General features: G+C 35.2%; 15 protein-coding genes. 6 read left to right on the plus strand and 9 right to left on the minus strand.

Annotation, left to right across the window (positions count from 1 at the left end; translation table 11 throughout):
* Positions 1 to 106: 106 nt before the first annotated feature.
* The 4 genes from QWY78_RS10070 to uvrA all read right to left on the minus strand — a co-directional run bounded on the left by QWY78_RS10070 (position 107) and on the right by uvrA (position 5,737).
* Positions 107 to 625 carry a hypothetical protein gene (locus tag QWY78_RS10070; protein ID WP_290219427.1) on the minus strand — a complete coding sequence of 173 codons (519 nt, stop codon included), beginning with the start codon at positions 623 to 625 and terminating at the stop codon, positions 107 to 109.
* 77 nt (positions 626 to 702) lie between these two features.
* Positions 703 to 2,274, minus strand: a complete 1,572-nt coding sequence (locus QWY78_RS10075) for an NAD(P)/FAD-dependent oxidoreductase (protein ID WP_290219429.1) — start codon at positions 2,272 to 2,274, stop codon at positions 703 to 705.
* Between the two features lie 103 nt (positions 2,275 to 2,377).
* On the minus strand, positions 2,378 to 2,875 hold the full coding sequence (locus QWY78_RS10080; protein ID WP_290219431.1) for a GNAT family N-acetyltransferase: 498 nt from the start codon (positions 2,873 to 2,875) through the stop codon (positions 2,378 to 2,380).
* Between the two features lie 30 nt (positions 2,876 to 2,905).
* Positions 2,906 to 5,737, minus strand: a complete 2,832-nt coding sequence (gene uvrA / locus QWY78_RS10085) for an excinuclease ABC subunit UvrA (RefSeq protein WP_290219433.1) — start codon at positions 5,735 to 5,737, stop codon at positions 2,906 to 2,908.
* 182 nt (positions 5,738 to 5,919) lie between these two features.
* Here uvrA and QWY78_RS10090 point away from each other — a divergent pair, with 182 nt between their 5' ends.
* The 6 genes from QWY78_RS10090 (at position 5,920) to QWY78_RS10115 (ending at position 13,352) form a co-directional block, all read left to right on the plus strand.
* Positions 5,920 to 7,596: a formate--tetrahydrofolate ligase gene (locus QWY78_RS10090; RefSeq protein ID WP_290219435.1), complete on the plus strand. Its 1,677-nt coding sequence runs from the start codon at positions 5,920 to 5,922 to the stop codon at positions 7,594 to 7,596.
* 277 nt (positions 7,597 to 7,873) lie between these two features.
* A complete protein-coding gene (locus QWY78_RS10095) occupies positions 7,874 to 9,262 on the plus strand; it encodes a Gfo/Idh/MocA family protein (RefSeq protein WP_290219437.1) in 1,389 nt (462 codons plus the stop codon).
* A complete protein-coding gene (locus QWY78_RS10100; RefSeq protein ID WP_290219439.1) occupies positions 9,249 to 10,169 on the plus strand; it encodes a nucleotidyltransferase family protein in 921 nt (306 codons plus the stop codon). The genes QWY78_RS10095 and QWY78_RS10100 overlap by 14 nt, the downstream gene beginning before the upstream one ends.
* Positions 10,154 to 11,173, plus strand: a complete 1,020-nt coding sequence (locus QWY78_RS10105) for a phosphotransferase enzyme family protein (RefSeq protein ID WP_290219441.1) — start codon at positions 10,154 to 10,156, stop codon at positions 11,171 to 11,173. Before QWY78_RS10100 ends, QWY78_RS10105 begins: the two co-directional genes overlap by 16 nt.
* A 329-nt stretch (positions 11,174 to 11,502) precedes the next feature.
* Positions 11,503 to 12,870, plus strand: coding sequence for a tyrosine-type recombinase/integrase (locus QWY78_RS10110; protein ID WP_125023466.1), 1,368 nt, complete (start codon positions 11,503 to 11,505; stop codon positions 12,868 to 12,870).
* A gap of 8 nt (positions 12,871 to 12,878) precedes the next feature.
* Positions 12,879 to 13,352, plus strand: a complete 474-nt coding sequence (locus QWY78_RS10115; protein ID WP_290219447.1) for a DUF3853 family protein — start codon at positions 12,879 to 12,881, stop codon at positions 13,350 to 13,352.
* A gap of 77 nt (positions 13,353 to 13,429) precedes the next feature.
* On the opposite strand, the gene QWY78_RS10120 is transcribed toward QWY78_RS10115, so the two are convergent.
* The 5 genes from QWY78_RS10120 to QWY78_RS10140 form a co-directional block, all read right to left on the minus strand.
* Positions 13,430 to 14,365: a hypothetical protein gene (locus tag QWY78_RS10120; RefSeq protein WP_290219449.1), complete on the minus strand. Its 936-nt coding sequence runs from the start codon at positions 14,363 to 14,365 to the stop codon at positions 13,430 to 13,432.
* Positions 14,366 to 14,435: 70 nt separating this feature from the next.
* Positions 14,436 to 14,798 carry a DUF3127 domain-containing protein gene (locus tag QWY78_RS10125; protein WP_290219451.1) on the minus strand — a complete coding sequence of 121 codons (363 nt, stop codon included), beginning with the start codon at positions 14,796 to 14,798 and terminating at the stop codon, positions 14,436 to 14,438.
* Between the two features lie 246 nt (positions 14,799 to 15,044).
* Complete coding sequence (locus tag QWY78_RS10130) at positions 15,045 to 16,187, minus strand: DnaJ-like cysteine-rich domain-containing protein (protein ID WP_290219453.1); 1,143 nt, start codon at positions 16,185 to 16,187, stop codon at positions 15,045 to 15,047.
* Positions 16,188 to 16,433: 246 nt separating this feature from the next.
* Positions 16,434 to 17,948, minus strand: a complete 1,515-nt coding sequence (locus tag QWY78_RS10135) for a DUF7017 domain-containing protein (protein ID WP_290219455.1) — start codon at positions 17,946 to 17,948, stop codon at positions 16,434 to 16,436.
* Entirely contained in the window at positions 17,926 to 20,037 is a 2,112-nt protein-coding gene (locus QWY78_RS10140) for an ATP-dependent DNA helicase (protein WP_290219457.1), read from the minus strand. Before QWY78_RS10140 ends, QWY78_RS10135 begins: the two co-directional genes overlap by 23 nt.
* Positions 20,038 to 20,065 lie beyond the last annotated feature (28 nt).

Consider the following 20,065-nt stretch of genomic DNA (forward strand, 5'->3'; position numbering starts at 1 on the left):
GGAATTGTATTAAATCAATTTATGCTTATATTTGAAGAAAGGCTCAAATTATAAAAATTCAAGCCTCAAACTTTTCAACTTACACACTTTACGGGATAGTGTCATTTTAATCGTCAGCACGATCTTTTCCTTTTTTATAGTATTTGCTATTGTTCTGCTTTTTATACTCTTTGTATTGTCTTTTTCTTCGGTCATCATTACGATTTTCATTGTCATCATCATATTTCTTCCACTGATTGTTTCTTTTATTCTGCTGACTTTTCGCATACTCCTTGGCGCTTCCACCGTAAATCTTCTTGGCTTGTCCTGGTGGTAAATTTCTTTTATTTTGGTTCGGATAATAAACGGTTTGATTTCCATTTCTACCTAAGATTCCAGGTTTTCCGTAAACATCACCGGTTCTAACTACTCTACCGTTTTGGTAAACATTCCCATTTTGATCCCGATACACGTCGCCTCTTCGGTAAACCTGTCCGTCATTGGCTCTATAAACTGTTCCGTTATTGGTTCCGTTATTTGGATAAGTGTTTCCGTTGTTATTTCCGTACTGATCCTGCACTGCACCACAAGAAACCAGCGTAACCGCCAACCCTGCACCTAAAAGAATTTTCGATAAATTATTCATTGTATTAAATTTAAAAGTTATCAGCTACATTTCCATAACAGTGCCAAACTAAAAAACTCAATAAAATTGATATCCTTTTAAGGCAAAAGAATGTTCAAACTTTCCGCAACTTTCAACGCACATTTTTCGCCATCGATCGCTGCAGAGATGATTCCACCCGCGTAACCTGCGCCTTCACCACAAGGATACAGACCTTTAATTTCAAGATGTTCCAAAGAATAATGATCTCTCGGAATCCGAACCGGTGAAGAAGTTCTACTTTCTGGAGCATGCAAAATCGCTTCGTTGGTCAGATATCCCTTCATTGATTTTCCAAATTCTGAAAAGCCCTGACGCATAATTTGACTTAAGAATCCTGGAAAAACTTCGCCCATTTCCACAGAAGTCGTTCCGGGAACATAAGAGGTTTTTGGAATATTTTGTGAAATTTTATTTTGGGTAAAATCGACCATTCTTTGCGCGGGCGCTTTTTGAGTTTCACCTGCTAAATGCCAGGCTTTTTGCTCAATTGCTTTTTGAAATTCCATCCCAGCCAAGGGTCCGAATTTTTGATACGGTTTAAAATCTTCTAATTTTAATTCTACTACAATTCCTGAGTTGGCCGTTGACTGATCTCTTTTAGAAGGTGACCATCCATTAGTGACCACTTCTCCCGGACTCGTCGCACACGGCGCAATCACACCGCCCGGACACATGCAAAAAGAATACATCCCACGTCCGTTCACTTGCTTTACTACAGAGTAAGGTGCAGGTGGCAAGAACTCACCACGGTAATCGCATGAATACTGGATTTTATCAATTAATTCCTGTGGATGTTCTGCTCGTACGCCTAACGCAAAAGGTTTCGCTTCAATCAGAATATTCTTTTTATGCAGCAATTCAAAAATATCCCGTGCAGAATGTCCGGTTGCTAAAATCACTTTAGTGGCAGAAATAAGGTCTCCATTTTTAAGGATAACGCCTTTCATTTCGTTATTTTTCACTATAAAATCAGTGACCCTGGTTTCAAATAAAACTTCGCCACCACAAGCGATAATTTTATCACGGATGTCTTGAATAATTTGAGGCAACTTATTGGTTCCGATGTGGGGATGCGCATCGACCATAATATCGGGGGTAGCTCCAAATCCTACAAAAAGTTCTAAGATACGATCAATGTCACCCCGTTTTTTTGAGCGGGTATACAATTTTCCGTCTGAATATGTTCCAGCACCACCTTCTCCAAAACAATAATTAGAATCTTCATTGACAAGTCCATCAACATTAATCGCTTTTAAATCCCGACGGCGACCGCGAACATCTTTTCCACGCTCTAACACAATCGGCTTCAAGCCCAGTTCAATGAGTTGTAAGGCCGCAAATAAACCAGCAGGACCAGCGCCAACAACGATAACTTCCTGTTGATTGCTCACATTTGGATAGTTGGGCAATTCAATTTTAGAAGCAGTATAATCTTCATCAACCAAGAAAGCATTTCCCTTTAAATTTACTTTCACCGCTTTTTGTCGGGCATCAAAAGAGCGCTTCAAAACGACTACTTTCTGAATATCCGCTGGACTGATCTTTAAGAATTTTGCCACTTGTTGTGCTAACAAATCTTCGTTGGCAGCTGCTTCTGGCGATACTTGAAATTGAAATTCTTTCGGCATTGAATAAAATTAAGGACACGTTTTGAAAAGACTTTGAACTGAAAATTCTTCAGGTTACAAATTTCTGCTTTTTTTAGACAATATAAATAATATAAGCCAACAATTACATTCCGACCACTCGGCTTCTTCGTTCTAATAAAATAATGTCCCGCCAAACCCCATTCATCTCGCCGATTTTCTCTCTTGTTCCCACCATCTTAAAACCATGTTTTTCATGAATTTTCACACTGATCGCATTCTCCGGAAAAATACCCGCTTGTAAGGTCCAGAACCCGTTTTCCTCGCTATCTAAAATTAATTTTTTCATCATCACGGTTCCCAAACCTTTTCCCTGAACCGATCCATCGAGATAAATACTTACTTCGGCAACGCCTTTGAAACAATCGCGATTGCTGATGGGTTGCAAGGCGCACCAACCGATTACCTCATTATTTTCATTTTCTAAAACAAAACGGCAAAGATTAAAATGCTTGGTATCCCAAGCTTCCCAAGTGGGTGCGACGTTATCAAAAGTAGCATTTCCACCGTTGATTCCTTGTTGAAAGATTTCTAAAACTTTCTCGCCATCTTCCGGACGCATGGGTCGTATCTCGTAGTTCATTATTTTGTATTTAAAGTTGAAATTGGGTTATTACCTTAATTCTCTTTTCAAAAATTTAGCAGTCAACGATTTCTTCGATCTTGCAACTTCCTCGGGAGTTCCTTTGGCAATAATTTCTCCGCCACGATGACCCCCTTCGGGACCAATGTCAATGATATGATCAGCGAGTTTGATGACATCTAAATTATGTTCGATGATGATAAAAGAATTGCCCAGATCAATAAGTTTATTGATGGCGTCCATCAACACTTTTACATCTTCAAAATGCAGGCCTGTAGTTGGTTCATCCAGAATATATAAAGTGTTTCCGGTTTGTCTTTTTGACAATTCAGTGGCGAGTTTAATCCGCTGTGCTTCCCCGCCAGAAAGCGTAGTTGATTGTTGGCCAAGCGTGATGTAACCCAAACCAACATCCTGCATTGTCTTCACTTTCATAAAAATTTTCGGAATCGGCTGGAAGAATTCTGTCGCTTCGTCGATGGTCATTTCCAACACATCCGAAATCGATTTCCCTTTGTAGCGAACTTCTAAAGTTTCACGATTGAATCGTTTGCCATTACAAGTTTCACAATGAACATAAACATCGGGTAAGAAATTCATCTCAATCACTTTCAAACCGCCACCCTGACAGGTTTCGCAACGGCCACCTTTCACGTTAAAGGAAAACCGTCCAGCTTTATATCCTCGGATTTTCGATTCTGGAAGTTCGGCAAAAAGATTTCTGATGTCGGTAAACATGCCTGTATAAGTCGCTGGATTTGAACGCGGTGTTCTGCCAATCGGCGTTTGATCAACATCAACAATTTTATCGATATGATCAATACCCTCTAGTTTTTTATAAGGTAACGGATCTTTCACCGCTCGGTAAAAATGCTGATTGAGGATGGGATACAAAGTTCCATTAATCAAAGAAGATTTCCCACTGCCTGAAATTCCCGTGACGACCACTAATTTCCCCAGTGGAATTTCTACATTCACATTTTTCAGATTATTGCCAGTTGCTCCTTTTAGAATTAATGATTTACCGTTCCCTTCTCTTCTGGTTTCTGGTATTTCGATTGTTCTTTTTCCCGTCAAATAATCAGCAGTAATGGTATCTGCCTTTAATAAATCCTTCGGTTTACCTTGCCAAAGAACTTCGCCACCAAATTTTCCTGCGCGCGGACCGATATCTAAAACCTCATCGGCTTCCATAATCATGTCTTTGTCGTGTTCTACCACAATCACCGAATTCCCAATATCCCGCAGATTTTTCAAGGAAGCAATCAGTCTTTCATTATCTCTTTGGTGCAACCCAATCGAAGGTTCATCTAAAATATAAAGAACATTCACCAATTGAGAACCGATTTGGGTCGCCAACCGAATCCTTTGCGATTCTCCACCAGAAAGGGTTCGTGAACTTCTGCTTAAACTCAGATAATCCAAACCAACATCCAGTAAAAACTGCAATCGGGTTTTGATTTCTTTTAGAATTTCATGCGCGATTATTTTATTATTCTTATTGAATTTATCTTCGACCTGAATTAACCATTCCTTTAAATCTAAAAGTGGCAAAGCGTTGATTTCTGCAATATTTTTTCCGTCGATTTTAAAACTTAAGCTTGAGGCTTGCAGACGTGTTCCATGGCAGTCCGGACAGGTTTCTTCTGTGGTGAAATGTCGCTCTAATAAAGTAGCATCGTAACTTTCTTTATCGTCAATCATTTCATTAATTAAGGAAATCAGTCCATCGAAATTGACTTTAATTTTCTTATTAATTCCAGCCAGTTTTAGATCTTTATTAAATTCTTTGTGGCAGCCGTTATATATATAATCAAGGGCTTCTTTGGGAATATCTTTCATCGGAGTGGCCAAAGACAATCCGTAAATCTCTAAGATATTTTTTATTTGACCCAAAATCCATTTGTTCGACTTAATGTCTTCTAAAGGCCGTAAACCACCTTGGTTAATGGAAAGTTTAGGATTCTCTACAAAATAATCGGTATTTACTTTTTTCACCGTTCCCAACCCTTTGCAATACGGACAACTTCCTTTTGGTGAGTTAAAAGAAAAAGTATTTGGCTCCGGCAAAGCCAGGGAATGACCGGTATCGGCATCCATTAAATTTTTAGAAAAATATTCAATAGTTGAACTTGCTAGTTTCTGAATTCCGACCACGCCTTCACCCATGTGCAAGGCAGTTTTCAGAGACTGTTCCATTCTGCTTTCCGAGGCATTTTCACCGATGATCCAACGGTCAATTACAATATCGATATCATGGGTTTTATAACGGTCGAGTTTTAGATCATATTCAATGTCGAGAATTTCTCCGTCAATTCTGGCCTGCCCATACCCTTTCTTTGCCATCTGCACAAAAAGTTCATGGTAATGGCCTTTTCGGGAACGAACGACTGGTGCTAGCAACATTACTTTTTCACCTTTGTAATTATTTTTGATGGCCTCTAAAATCTGCTCTTCGGTATAGCTGACCAAGCGCTGACCAGTTGTTAAAGAGTACGCATCTGAAACTCTGGCAAAAAGCAAACGTAAAAAGTCATACAATTCAGTAACTGTTCCAACGGTAGAGCGTGGATTTTTATTCGTCGTTTTCTGCTCGATTGCGATTACGGGTGAAAGCCCGTCGATTTTATCAACATCGGGTCTTTCTAAACCGCCGAGAAATTGTCTGGCATAGGCTGAAAAAGTTTCGATATATCTTCGCTGACCTTCGGCAAATATGGTATCAAAAGCCAATGAAGATTTCCCACTCCCTGAAAGTCCGGTAATTACAACCAGCTCATTGCGGGGAATTTTAACATCGATATTTTTTAAATTATGTTCACGAGCACCGTAAACTTCTATATATTCTTTTGGATCTTTCATTGTAATGTTCCAAAATTTCAATTTTTGGAATTCTGCAAAAATACGGATTTTTTATAGGATAATACGCTGAGAATTCTAAATTGTAATTTAGGCGACTGTCTTTTTAATGATATAAAGCATGAATAATAATTTTATTTAAATAATCATTTCCAGTAAATTTGATAGATTTAAAACATTAGAATATGAGTTTCCCCACCGATTTAGAAATTGCAGAGTCCGCAAACATTCAACTGATTAAAAAAATCGCTGATAAAGTAGGAATTGATCACGATGATTTGGAATATTATGGAAAATACAAAGCCAAAATTCCTTTAAAATACATTGACGAAGAAAAGATCAAAAAATCGAAGCTTATTTTAGTCACCGCCATTAATCCAACACCTGCCGGAGAAGGAAAAACTACTGTGTCTGTAGGTTTAAATGATGGTTTGAATAAAATTGGTAAAAAATCAATTGCGGTTTTGCGCGAACCTTCACTAGGTCCAGTTTTCGGTGTAAAAGGAGGCGCTGCTGGTGGTGGTTACGCGCAACTGATTCCCATGGTAGATATTAATCTGCATTTCACTGGAGACTTTTCGGCCATTGAAAAGGCCAATAATTTATTGTCTGCTTTGATCGATAATAATCTACAGAATAAGAAATTTACGTTAAATATCGACCCGCGAACAATTGTTTGGAAACGGGTAATGGATATGAATGACCGCGCCTTGCGTAATATCGTCATCGGTCTAGGTGGTTCTAATAATGGAATTACCAGGGAAGAAGGATTTAACATTACGCCGGCCAGTGAAGTGATGGCGATTTTATGTTTAAGCAGTGATTTTGAAGATTTAAAATACCGACTGGGAAACATTTTCGTTGGTTTTACCTTTGATAAAAAACCGATTTTCGCGCGGGATTTAAAAGCGGAGAACGCAATGGCGATTTTATTGAAAGATGCCATTAAACCGAATTTAGTTCAAACTTTAGAAGGTAATCCGGCGATTCTTCACGGCGGACCTTTCGCCAATATAGCGCAAGGAACCAACACCATCATCGCTACAAAAACCGGACTTTCTCTCGCAGATTATGTGGTGACAGAAGCAGGATTCGGTGCTGATCTGGGTGCAGAAAAATTTCTGCATATCAAATGTCATTATGGAAAAATGAAGCCCGATGCTTATGTGATCGTTGCAACCATTCGTGCGTTGCGTTATCATGGCGGCGCGAAAAAAGGAGAATATGAAATCCAGAATTTACCTTTCCTAAAAAATGGTTTTGAAAATCTGACGAAACATATTGAAAACGGTTTTTCATTCGGTTTTAGACCGATCGTTGCAATCAATCATTTTGCGACCGACTCGCAGGAAGAGATCGATTATATCATCAGTGAATGTGAAAAACTGGGTGTGAAAGCTATTCTTGCTGATGAGTTTACCAAAGGTGGCGCAGGAATGACTGAACTCGCCGAAGAAGTAGTTCGTTGTGCCGCTCATTGTGGTAACGATTTCCAACCTTTATACCAAGTGGAAGATTCGGTGGAGCATAAAATTGAAACCATTGCGAAACAGGTATATGGTGCAGAAAGCGTGGTATATTCGCAGAAAGCAAAAAATCAATTGAAAACGATTTATGATCTTGGTTTTGATAAAGTCCCAATTTGTATGGCAAAAACTCCGAAATCTTTAACCGATGATGAAACCAAAATTGGACGACCAATTAACTTTAAAATTACCGTTCGGGAATTTGAATTTGCAGCCGGTGCAGGATTTATTATTCCAATTCTGGGAGACATGATGAGAATGCCCGGATTACCAAGTATTCCAGCAGCAGAAGGAATGCACATCGATAAGAATGGAAAAATTACGGGCTTGAGTTAATTCTGAACTATTATTGAATTTTTCAACCAGAAAAGTCCCAAAAGTTTACGCTTTTAAACTTTCATCCTTTGTGACTTTTGTGGTTAAATTTCATTATCATGTTAAAATATTAATTCGCCAGTTTCTTTAAAATATAATTAGAGATATTGGCGGATTATTTATTTATAAGCAGTAATGTTTCATTTTTTTAATTTTATTATTGATTTGAATCTTCTCTGATAATCACCAAAAATTATTTATAATTTATTTAAGTTTGTAATAAGGAAAAAATGAAATTATGGATACTATCAGTCGAAAGAACTTTCTAAAAATGTCTGCCCTCGGATTTGGTGCACTTATCGTTCCCAATTCTTTATTTGCCTACGAGGGCAATAAAAACTTTGCTCATAAAGTTCGGGTTGGCTTAATTGGCGTTGGCATGCGGGGACAAAACCACATCGACGTCTTAGGCAGACGAGACGATGTAGAAATTGTTGCTTTCGCTGATCCTCAACAAAGAATGCTTAAAGATGCGCAGGCAGTTCTGGCGAAGAATGGCCGACCAGCTGCGAAAGAATTTTCGGAGGGTGATTATGATTTCCGTAATCTCTTAAAGATGAATAATCTGGATGCAGTAATTATTTCTACCCCTTGGAAATGGCATAAAATACAGGGAATCGAAGCGATGAAAGCCAAAAAAATTGTGGGCATGGAAGTTTCTGGAGCGATCAAATTGCAGGATTGCTGGGATTACGTAAAAGCCTACGAAGAAACAAAAGTTCCGATTTTTATGATGGAAAATGTTTGTTACCGAAGAGATGTGATGGCAATTTTGAATATGGTGAGAAAAGGAATGTTCGGCGAGCTGATTCACGGACAAGGCGGATACTTGCATGATTTGCGTGGTGTTTTATTTAATGATGGTGAAACCCCTTATAACTCGGGAGTAGAGTTCGGTGAAAAAGGATTCAGTGAGGCGAAATGGAGAACAGATCATTACGTGAATCGAAATGGTGAGCTGTATCCTACACACGGCATTGGGCCTGTTGGCGTAATGTTCGATATTAACCGCGGAAACCGACTATTGAGATTATCTTCTTTTTCTACGAAGTCTAGAGGATTGCATGATTATATCGTGAACCATCCAAAAGGCGGGGAAAATCATCCAAATGCGAAAGTAGAATTTAAACAAGGCGACGTGGTTACCACGCAAATTGCCTGTGCAAATGGCGAAACAATTTTATTAACGCACGATACAAGTTTACAAAGACCTTACAATCTCGGTTTTAAAGTTCAGGGGACGCGCGGGATTTGGCAGGATTTCGGTTCGGGCGGATTCAATCAGGGACATATATATTTCGAAAACTTAATGAACCGTTCCCATAAGTGGGAGAACAGGGAAAAATGGCTAAAAGAGTATGATCATCCGCTGTGGAAAAATCAGGAAGAAAAGACCAAAGGCACCGGACATGGCGGCATGGATTACTTTGTTATCAATACTTTTATCGAATGTATTAAGCGAAATGTAGAATTCCCGATGGATGTTTATGATCTGGCAACTTGGTATGCAATCACCCCATTAAGTGAAGAATCAATTGCAAAAAACAGCGTTGTAGAAATCCCAGATTTCACCAAGGGGCAATGGAAAACTAGAAAACCAGTATTCGGATTTGATGGAGCATTCTAAAAAATCAGTCGTCATCTTAGCCGGAGGTTTGGGAAGTCGCTACAAAGGTTTAAAACAGATTGATGGCGTTTTGCCAAACAACGCAGCTTTGTTGGAATATTCGATTTTCGATGCATTGAAGGCGGGATTTATTAAGTTTGTTTTCATTATTAATGAATCGATTCCGGAAAGCTACATCACAAAGATTTCGCAAATTCTTAGCATTAAAAGAGTTGAGTTTCATTGGATTATTCAGGATCAAAAAAATTTTGTTTCGGATGAAAACGTATTAGAACAGAGAACCAAACCTTGGGGAACTGCTCATGCAGTTCTTTGCGCAGAAAAAGTGGTGACGGAAAATTTCGTCGTTATTAACGCAGACGATTACTACGGAACCGAAGTTTATCAAATTGCCGCAGCACTTATTAATGACGGAAAAATTAATGCAGAAAATTATGCGGTAATTCTTTATCCATTAAAAAACACCTTGAGTAAAAACGGTAGTGTTTCGCGCGGTAGATGTGAAGTTGATGAAAAGAATAAACTGGTTTCTATTAATGAATTGACCAACATTTCTGAAGAAGAAAATTCTATTTTTTACAGTGATAAAGAAAACGTTAAACATACTTTAGAACCAAACGTTTTGGTTTCGATGAATTTTTGGATTTTGAATCCTTCGATCTTTAAATTTTTAAAAATAGAATTTGATCAATTTATCGCGGACAAACCTGAAAATACAGACGAAATTTATTTACCTGCGGTGATCGATTCTTTAATTCAAAAAAAAGAAATGGAAGTCTTAGTAGAGATTTCACCAGAGCAATGGAAAGGTGTCACCTACGCAGAAGATAAAGTGGAACTTCAGGAATTTTTAAAGCAGAAAATTGCTGATCAAATTTACACCGAAGATTTATGGCTCCAAAAATAATCGTTGAACAGTTCTTAGGTTCCGTAGAAATTTTGTCGATTACGCCCATTGAGAATGGTTTGATCAATCATACTTTCTTGGTCGAAACGGAAAGTGGAAAATTTATTCTACAACAAATAAATACGCTGATTTTCAAAAACCCGAATGCAATTCAAAATAATCATTTGAAAATTAATTACGTTTTAGAGCAATCTGAATATTCTAGAAAGACGGTGAAATTAATTCCGACTTTATCGCAAGATTTGCTTTTTGAAAAGAATAATGAAGCCTGGCGAATGTTGGAATATCTGGAAGATTCGGTGACTTTTCTGAAACCCTCATCTACGGAAATTGCTTTTGAAGCCACAAAATGTTTAAGCGAATTTTATAAGATCATCAATCAGGAGCAGATCATTTTAGAAGAAACACTTTCTGACTTTATTAATTTTGAAAAGCGAGTTATCGATTTTAAAACAGCTTTAATTCAAGAAACAGAAAGAAAAAAAACAGCAGAAAACGAAATTAATTTTATTCTGGAGCATTTATCACTGCCGAACAGATGGGTTGAATTAGAACAGCAGGACTTATTGCCGCTACGAGTGATTCACGCTGATCCTAAAATCAGCAATATTCTATTTGATAAAGATAATAAAGCGATTGCAGTCATTGATTTGGACACCTTAATGCAAGGAACGATTCTATATGATTTCGGTGAAATGGTGCGTTCGTACACCAACCTCGCCAATGAGGATGATGGTTCGGCTGAAGACAACTTTAACTCCACCACTTATGAAAGCATTAAGGAAGGTTTTTTATTTTATTTAAAGCATATGCTAACCCCTGTGGAATTAGCGAATTTGGACTACGCTGGCCAGTTGGTCACCTATATTCAAGCGATTCGCTTTCTTACCGATTATTTAAAGAATGATGTTTATTACAGCACAAAATATGAGCATCATAATTTGGACCGGACGAAAAACCAAATTAATTTACTGAAGGGATTACAAATTTTCTTGCAGCACTAGTTTTCTGTTCTATTAAGAATATTTGTAATAGAACGCCGACCTGCGCCCCGGATTGAAGCGGAAATCCCGCAGCAAGCGTGGGGGAAAGCGCGGTGCGAGGAATTGCAGTGGAAAGCCGGAAATGTGCGCCCAAAAAAAACCACTTATCCGAAAATAAGTGGTTGTGGAGGATATCGCCCCACTTTTGCGGTATTTAATGAAATTTAACGAAATCTAAAATAATTATATTGCTGATTATCAGTATTTTAAATAATTTGTATTTTTAACACTTTCATACTATTTCAATTAATTATACATTTACAAGACAAATTTTCACAACTTGTCTTGCGATGTCAACACTCCATTATAAATACAGATCTACAAAAAATAAAGGCTACTTAACCGCGCGGTTTCAGTATAGGATTGACTTTGGCGAAAAACCAAAAGATATCTACTTTGACGCACTTTTGGAAGATAAAAGATTTTTTGTTGACAAAGAGTACTTTAGCAAGACATATAAAGACCCAATTTTAAGAGAAAAGGAAAAAAATTCTAAAAATTTAGATAAAAGAAAGGTAGCATCAGATTTAGATGCAGAAGAAAACATCATCAGAAACTTAGTGATAGATCAATTTAGAGCGATTGAAAACCCAGAAACTTTAACCAAAGAATGGTTTAAGGATATTATCAGCGAATATTTACATCCAGGCTTCAAAAAGAAGAAATATCAAGTAAAAATTGTAGGAAACGATCTGATTGCAGTTCTTGATCATTATAAAAATTACAAATCTAACTTGGCTTCAAATACTGTAAAGAAAATGGGTGTTGTTAAAAGTAAATTGGAGCGATATGAAAATGATCTAAACATCAAATTAAAAATCACGGATATAAATACGAATTTTCGAGATGAATTTATAAAATGGTCAAATGAAAACCAATACGCTTCTGGGACAATATCAAGAGATCTTACTTTTTTACGTACGATTTGTTACTACGCCTCTACCGAACTTGATTTAGAAATTTTTGACAAACTTGACCGTGTAAAATACAAATTAGAAAAAATAAAAAATCCTTTCACAGATAATCGTGATAATCCTGAGGAAATTTTGGAAGCTTACCTAACACCCGAAGAAATAGAGGAGATTGAAAAGAATAATGATTTGCCAGAATACTTGGACAATGCGCGAGATTTATTCTTAATTGGTTATGAAACTGGTCAAAGAATTTCTGATTATTTACGGTTCGATAAAAAAATGCTCAAAACCATCAATGGTGTTACTCTTATCAATTTCATACAGAAGAAAACACGAAAACAAATGCTTTTACCTTTAAGCAGTAGAGTGTTAAGAATACTTGAAAAACGCAATGGTGAGTTTCCACGAAGAATTTCTGATCAAAAATTCAATGATTATATTAAACTTGTTTGTGAAAAATCAAAAATTACACAAACAATTTTAGGAGTAAAAAGAATAAAAGTATTAGTAGATCCAAAAGATGAAGAAAGCGGAATTTGGCGTGGAGTTCCAGGCTATTACTCAAAAAAGGATTTAATTGCGGGACACACTGCTCGTAGAAGTTTCTGTACCAATCACTATGGAGTTTGGCCAACGTCCGACATTATGTATTTCAGCGGACACAGTACAGAAGCAATGTTGTTGCAATATATCAAAGCAAAACCCATCGAAAGAGCTTTGCAAATATTTAAAAACCTTAAATAATTACAGGCATGAATGCATTTGAAGGCTTTAATGATGAGATCGGGGAATTAATTACTACATTGGATAAATCAGACATTAGTACTATTAAAATTTATTTATCCGATAAAAGTCTGTCCGAAAAATACATTTCAGCTTTAAAAACTGAATGCAATAACATGGTGGCTTCTGAGGCACTTTTCTATGTTTTAGGAACAGCACAAAATCAACTTTTCATCACTAAAAAAGTTAAAGGAATAATGGGGTTAGCAACCCTTCTTAACGTAAGTGTAAAAACGGCTCAAAAATTAAAAAACTCGGGAAGTATTGACCAAGCAATTATTTATGAAAAATCGAAACTATATTTTAACGAAGACGAAATTTTGGAAATTTGCTTGCCGAAAATTGCACCTTGGAAATCCTTTAAATTTAGAAAAAGTGTTGACTCCGAATTAATCAAGCTATGGGAGAAATATTTATTAACCGTACATATGAGAAAATCCTGAAGATACTAGTAATTCCATAAACTATTTCCACCTTTGGGCTTCATTATAAAACAATTTTTTTCCAACATTAACTAGGACTAAAAAGGTAATTCCTCATTTTGTTCATCTTCTATAATTACAGAAGCCCATGAGCGATCATCAGGGATCCATTCAAAATATTTATTCAAAATTACCGCAATATTCTGGTAATAATAAAATTCATGCAAATCAATTTTAAGCCCGCTATCTTCAAAATAACCGGATTTAAAGTTTGTAGTGTCAGCAAAACCATATTTTAAAAACTCAAATTCTCTATCACAAGCGATCAGCCAACTGATGATATTTTCTTTTGTAATTATTGGAATTTTCAAAAAGTCAATCCAATTTTTTTTGGCCAAACTCTCCCTCTCTACTATCTTCGCATAGTATTTTAATGTATGCAAAGGTTTTTTAACTTTGCTTTTATATCGGTAGGACTCACCTGAAAATGCTTCGGAGATATCATCAAGGTCACCGAATTTTTCAGTCCAAGGAATATAGAATTTTTTCGAAAGAATTGCTTCCGTATCAATCTCTCTCATTAATTCCGAGAATGCACTTTCGCACCGTTTTTCTTCCAGAATATTTTTAGCACTAGGAATATAGGTTACTTCATCGTCCTTATAAAAAAAGATGCCTGTCATCTCCTCCTCGATTTCTTTATTCTCAGTACAAAAACTACCACATTTGTAAATATCGGTAAAGTCATCTTCTGATTCTTCGAAAACCATACTCATAAAACTGTGACCTTCGGAATTAACAAAGGAATATCCTGTTTTTCCTTTGCTGCAATTTTGACAAACCCCCTTATATGCTTTATAATCAAATACTGAGTAATTTATAGATTTCATTTCCCAAAAGTATTTCTTCAGTTCAGCTACAAACCGCGCTTTACTTACATCCTGATAAGGTTGATCGTCATTTAATAAAACGTCAAGCATGTTGGCATCTAATTTCTCAAACGCTTTAATAATAAGGTCCTTTTTATTTTCCAACTTTTCTATTTTTATAATCTTAAAATTGCAATGCCGATAGATACATTATCTTTTAAATCTGCCCAAATCATTAAAATGGAAAATTGTCTTCTTCTTCAGTAAATTCTGAATTCTCTGATTTCTTATCTGATTTTGTTTCTGCAAAGATTGAATGCTGATTGGTCGGCGAAGCATTTTGCACTATTTTCCAAGCCTTCAAATCAGTAAACCATTTACCATTATACTCTCGGCTCTCTATATCAAAATCAATTACATAGGTTTCAGATTCGCGCAGTTCTACACTTTGTAATTTATCACCCCAAAAAGAGATACATATCTTTTTGGGAAACTGATCCTGGGTCTCAAAAACCAAATCCTGTTTTTTCCATTCTCCGTTTTTTCCTGTGCCTGTTTGAGCCGGAAGAATGTTTACTAGTTTTGCTGATATCTGCATAATTAATGGGTTTTAATTTAATTACTTGTTATTAGAATCTTGTTAGCATCGTAAAGTAGAAAGAACAGTTAAATTTAAATTACAGTAAGTAGATTTAACCATTGAGTTAATTAATTTAACCATTGTAAAGTCCTACAGTTTGACAATGCAAATGAACAGATAAAGAGTGCAGGTGAAGTGCATTCGTCATTATTTCAGATGAAATGATGACGAAATTTAAATACTAAGATTTAAAAATAGATGCTATTATTCTAAAAACCTTTTCTCAAATAGTCCGTAAAATTTTTCTATTGTAAAATCGGGGATATCTTTCAATATTTTGTTAAAAATAAAAGAATAAATATTATCATTGAAGAGACATAATGGATCTTCGCCAGCTATTACTTTGAAAATTTCTTGATTGGAATAATAACTCTTTTCTATAAGTGAATCATAATACCTCTCATTATTATTAAATTCAGAAGTGATATGATTAGAATCTTCATCACTTTCAATAGGTCCAAAAGAGTCTAAAAATAAATATTCCTGATGATCTTTATTTTTGTTTAACTCTATATTTTTAGTAAAGGGTAATTGTCCAAAATCAATATGATAACTAAAAATATCAACTCCGTCACCTGCATAAATTACCCTTGGTTCATTGTAATAAATCACTTTTAAATAGTCAGTCCAAAAGATATTTGCATTAAAAATCAAACCCAGCCTCAACTTTTGATCAATTCCTGAAGTAATTACGTCATGTGGGTTTCCTACTTCTAAATATTTGTTGAAATCAATCAATTGTTTTTCGGAGAAACAATAATTGCCAGAAAAAAAATCATTAAATATTAAGCGATTTTTATAAAGAAATTGCCAAGTAAAAATTTTCTCTTTCTTAATAGCAGACCAAAATTTTTGAACACCTGTTCCATGACACTGAAAGCAAGTCCCATTTTGAACATGATTATACATATCTAAAAAACCTGTTCCTCCGCACTTTTGGCAAGGATCTTCATTTACTATTACTGTTTTTGATTGATCAAAATATACAGGAATTTTTTGTTCTTGATGAATCATAGCATGACATTCGTTACATACTGTAATTAAGGCATCATCATATTCCCAAGGAAAGAGATTTCTTATATAAAACTTATGATGAACTTCTAAATGAATTCTCGAACTGGTAAAAGAGGCTTCTCCATTAAGTTTTCGTCCATAGAGTATGGATAACGAATTTCTGTCAGAAAATTTACCATCCAATGTTTTTGAAGATGTACAAATTGTACATAGATGATTATCCCTATCTAAAACTTCTTCCCGTTTACTTTTCCATTCCACACAATTTAGCAAGTCATGATAGGTAATCGCTTCTTCTTTTTTGTTTTTCAAGAGCTCAGATAAAGTCGTCATATTATTTAAATTGTGGTGTTTCAAATGAAGAGTAAGTTAAAGACAATTAATATTCTCTAATGAAAATCATTGCCGTAATCACAATGATTATCAGTTCAATTATTTAAAATTTTAATACTTTTTATTGTTGGAATCTAATTCTAAAGCATCATTCTTAAGAAGGAATGATCAAATTTAACTTCACAAAAATTTACACTTTCCAAATTTTTATTTGGAAAATCTAAACTATAGTAATCATTTTTTAAATTACTGCATTTTTTTTATTTTAACTGCCTTCCATCCCCATTCGTTCTTCTTTTTATTGAATGACATGAGCGCTTTTGCTTTTATGTGCTCATCATTTTGAACTACAAGCTGCTCTATTAAAGATTTGTCAATAAAGCAGTCATCTAAAAAGCCGATGCCTGACGGAATTATTCTGATATTCCCTGTGAAAATTTTTACAGCCTCACAATTGCTAGATTCTGAGAGTTTTATAGTTAAGGCCTTATATTGGTTTTCTCTACTTTCTTCTGCAAATCTAATGTCCAATATATCACCAATTTCAGGATCTTCGATTAATCCAGAATACTTAAAGAAGCCATTTTTATTTTTATTTTTGACAAAATTTACGATCTGTTTTTCGTAATTAACATAATCAACTGCAACCGTTTCCTGGGTAATATCACAAAAGAGTATTTCTTCTGCTTCTTTACAATTATTTTTGTAAAACTCTCTGTTATTATTAAAAGGTTTTGCATTTTTAAACCAGTCTGAATTCTGCCACATCTGAACTTTGGATGGTACTTTAGTTTGTGTTTTTTCTTTTACTAAAAGTATTCTCTCTATTTCGGTCTTTGCCTCGTCATATAAGTTTTTTTTAATTAAAATTTCAGCAAGATTCTGCCTAATTTTCACTAGAAACTCATCAGGAGTTTTTAAAGTCAGTGCTTTACAATAACAGCTAAAAACAATTTCTTGATTGTGTTTATAAATTTCAGTCATCAACTGCCAAACCCAGTAATCATTTTTCTTCTTTCTTGCAAAAGGTATAAAAGAGGAGAGCACGTCATCATTTCCCAGTTTTATTAACAATTTAGCTTTGAAATAGGGAGGATAAACAAACATTGGATATTTCTCAATAAGCTCTTCTAACTTCGGTAAAAATTCTTCAATTTTGGGTTTATCAATCTCTGTATTATTTCCGTACTGATCTAATGGCTTCCCTATTTCCAAATGCTTGGCGTAGCTGATATAAACCTGTTCCGCTAAAGCCATTATTGTTCTCCCATTAAATTCTTCTTCGAGGTAATCTTCCGGTCTTAAATTGTCAATGTCCCACCAATCAATAACTTCTAGGTATTTTGCAGAATCTTTGAAAGCTTTTTGTAAACCTCCTAATAGAATCGAATAGTTTAAAAGTGGTTTTTCAAAAGGAAAATGCTTGCTACTTTCAAACAATAAATTGGCCTTGGTATAATCAATTGGTTTAGTTGCTGCTATATTTCTAAACATTTTAGCCAGGGGAATTGCAATGTTGTTAAATAACATCTTTTCGTGTGCTGGAAGTTCAAGTTTTTTGATCAATTCCAAAGTAGCCATAAACGCATCAAAACCACTTTCTTCAGCATGTTTTTTTAACATCGCATAATACACCCAACTGATATTTCTTTTTGCATAAATGCTATCAGGAGCTCCTTCTAAATCAGCTACTGCCAATTCCAGCGCTTCTGCAAGATTACCTGAAGTTCTAAGCTCTTTAATTTTTTGAGATTGTAGCATAATCTGTAATTTTAGAAATTAAACTGTTCAATTTATTATCATCTGTATCTCCATAAGTTTTTACAATTGCTGAAGATAATTCTGTACCCTTTTTAAAGTAGAACTGAATAAATGAAATAGGATTATCGGTTTCAAAATAATAACAAACGAAGTAATTTTCTTTCTGTTCAACCACGTTTGTAATCCTTACTTCAGCATCATTTGATGCTGCTTGCACAATGTTATATAAATCGATCAGAAAGTCTTCTGAAGCCTTATAACTGTTTGAAAAAAGGACTTCATTTTTACCGTTTAAAATCTCTAGAATCTCTTCTCTATTTAATGATGATGAAATTTGACTAATACTAAACCCATTCTTAAAATATCCTGCTGCATTATGATAGATTTCGGCCTTCAAGATCTCTTCACCATACTCAAAAGTGTATTTCTCAAGCCAGTCTTCAGAAATAACATCTATTATTTTTAATGAGGAAATTTCACATTTATTTAATAAATTCCAATACAGCCAGCTTTTACATTGATGACTATTTTTATTATGGAAAGGCGACAAGGGCACGTTCTGAAATGAAAAAGAGTCTTTCGGAACAGAACCAATACTACCAATTGTCGAAAATTTTAATTTGAAATACTGACTGAATTCCGGGAAATTAACCGCATACAAACATTCTGAGGCTCTTGTAGTTGCTGTATAACTCCACCGCAGGGGATCTTTCTTTAAACTCACTCTACCGTAATAATCTACAAATATTGTTTTCCATTCACCACCTTGAGATTTATGACCAGAAATTGAATATCCATATTTGATACGAAGTGAGTTAAAGAAATCATCATTTTTTAAAAAATTTCTGAATAATTCTGAATTAACTAATCCTTTAGGATTTAATTCTTTGAATCGCATAATGGTGTTGATATAAAGAGCTTTCATTTCGTCAATATCTAAATCACTTTTGGTAGATTCTAATAAAGTTTCATTAATGTATGCATCTATCTCTCCATCAAAATCAGGTAATCGTAATGTTATCTTTCTAAAATTAAGGTGTATTATATTTCGGATTTTCTTTCCTCCTTCAGTTACCATCACCGGAGCAGATTGTGTTACTTTTTCACCCACCCGTATAATCTGTGCAAAATCACCATTGTAAATTTTTGTTTCATATTTATGATAACTATTGTTAATGATTTGCACAAAGTCACCCTCTGTAATACTGCTTGCCGAAGGAAATAAATTCTTTCTTATTTCTTGGTTGTAATGTAAATTCTGGGCATTCGAATAAGTAATGATCACTCCTCCATTAAAGTCTGGCTTCGGAAACAGTTCACAATATTTAGCAACTACATCCTGACTATTAAAATTGATAAAAGTTTCAGTATCGAAATCAAATTTCAGTTTATTCTGTGAGGTTTCTTCTATACAATTTCTGATCTTAAAAGCATTATCTAAAATCAAATTATCTTTCTGCCTCATTACTTCTGATAGAAAGGCTTCAGTAACTGATATATTTCTTTCTTCGTAAAATGATTTCTCTAATGCCCAGGAATTATTGTCCCCAACCGGAGCCAACTGTGCAGGATCTCCAATTACAATCATTTTATTTTTGCAGGTAGACGAAGAGAAATTGGTATAAGTAAGTAAATCAGAAAGCAGAACATCAGTACCGAAAGTAAACAATTCATGTTTTGACTGCTTACTGGAAATCATAGAAGCTTCATCAACAATTACTATCGTTTCAGACTCAAGTTTGAGGATAGGAAAGAAATATTCATAAGAGTGCTCTGCAAGATCTTCCTTGTTTGAGTTTTTAGTTTCAAGGTTATCAAAATCGTATATCGTAGAATGTATCGTCGCTCCATGACCTGTTTTATTTCTCAGAACTTTGGCCGCTCTACCTGTCGGTGCGCACACAACAAATTGTTTTTTTTCGTGTTCAAGGGCTTTAATTAAACCTGCAATAAGAGTAGTTTTTCCCGTTCCTGCATAGCCTTTTAGAAGAAATACTTTTTCTTCGTTAGCAAGAAATTCTGATAGTCGATCGACGACATCTGTTTGGTCCTGATTGAGAGCTATATTGTAATGAGGGTGGATATTCATAAAATAGAACTTAAAAAAGTATTTAAAT

Source organism: Kaistella yonginensis (assembly GCF_030409525.1).
GTDB lineage: Bacteria > Bacteroidota > Bacteroidia > Flavobacteriales > Weeksellaceae > Kaistella > Kaistella yonginensis.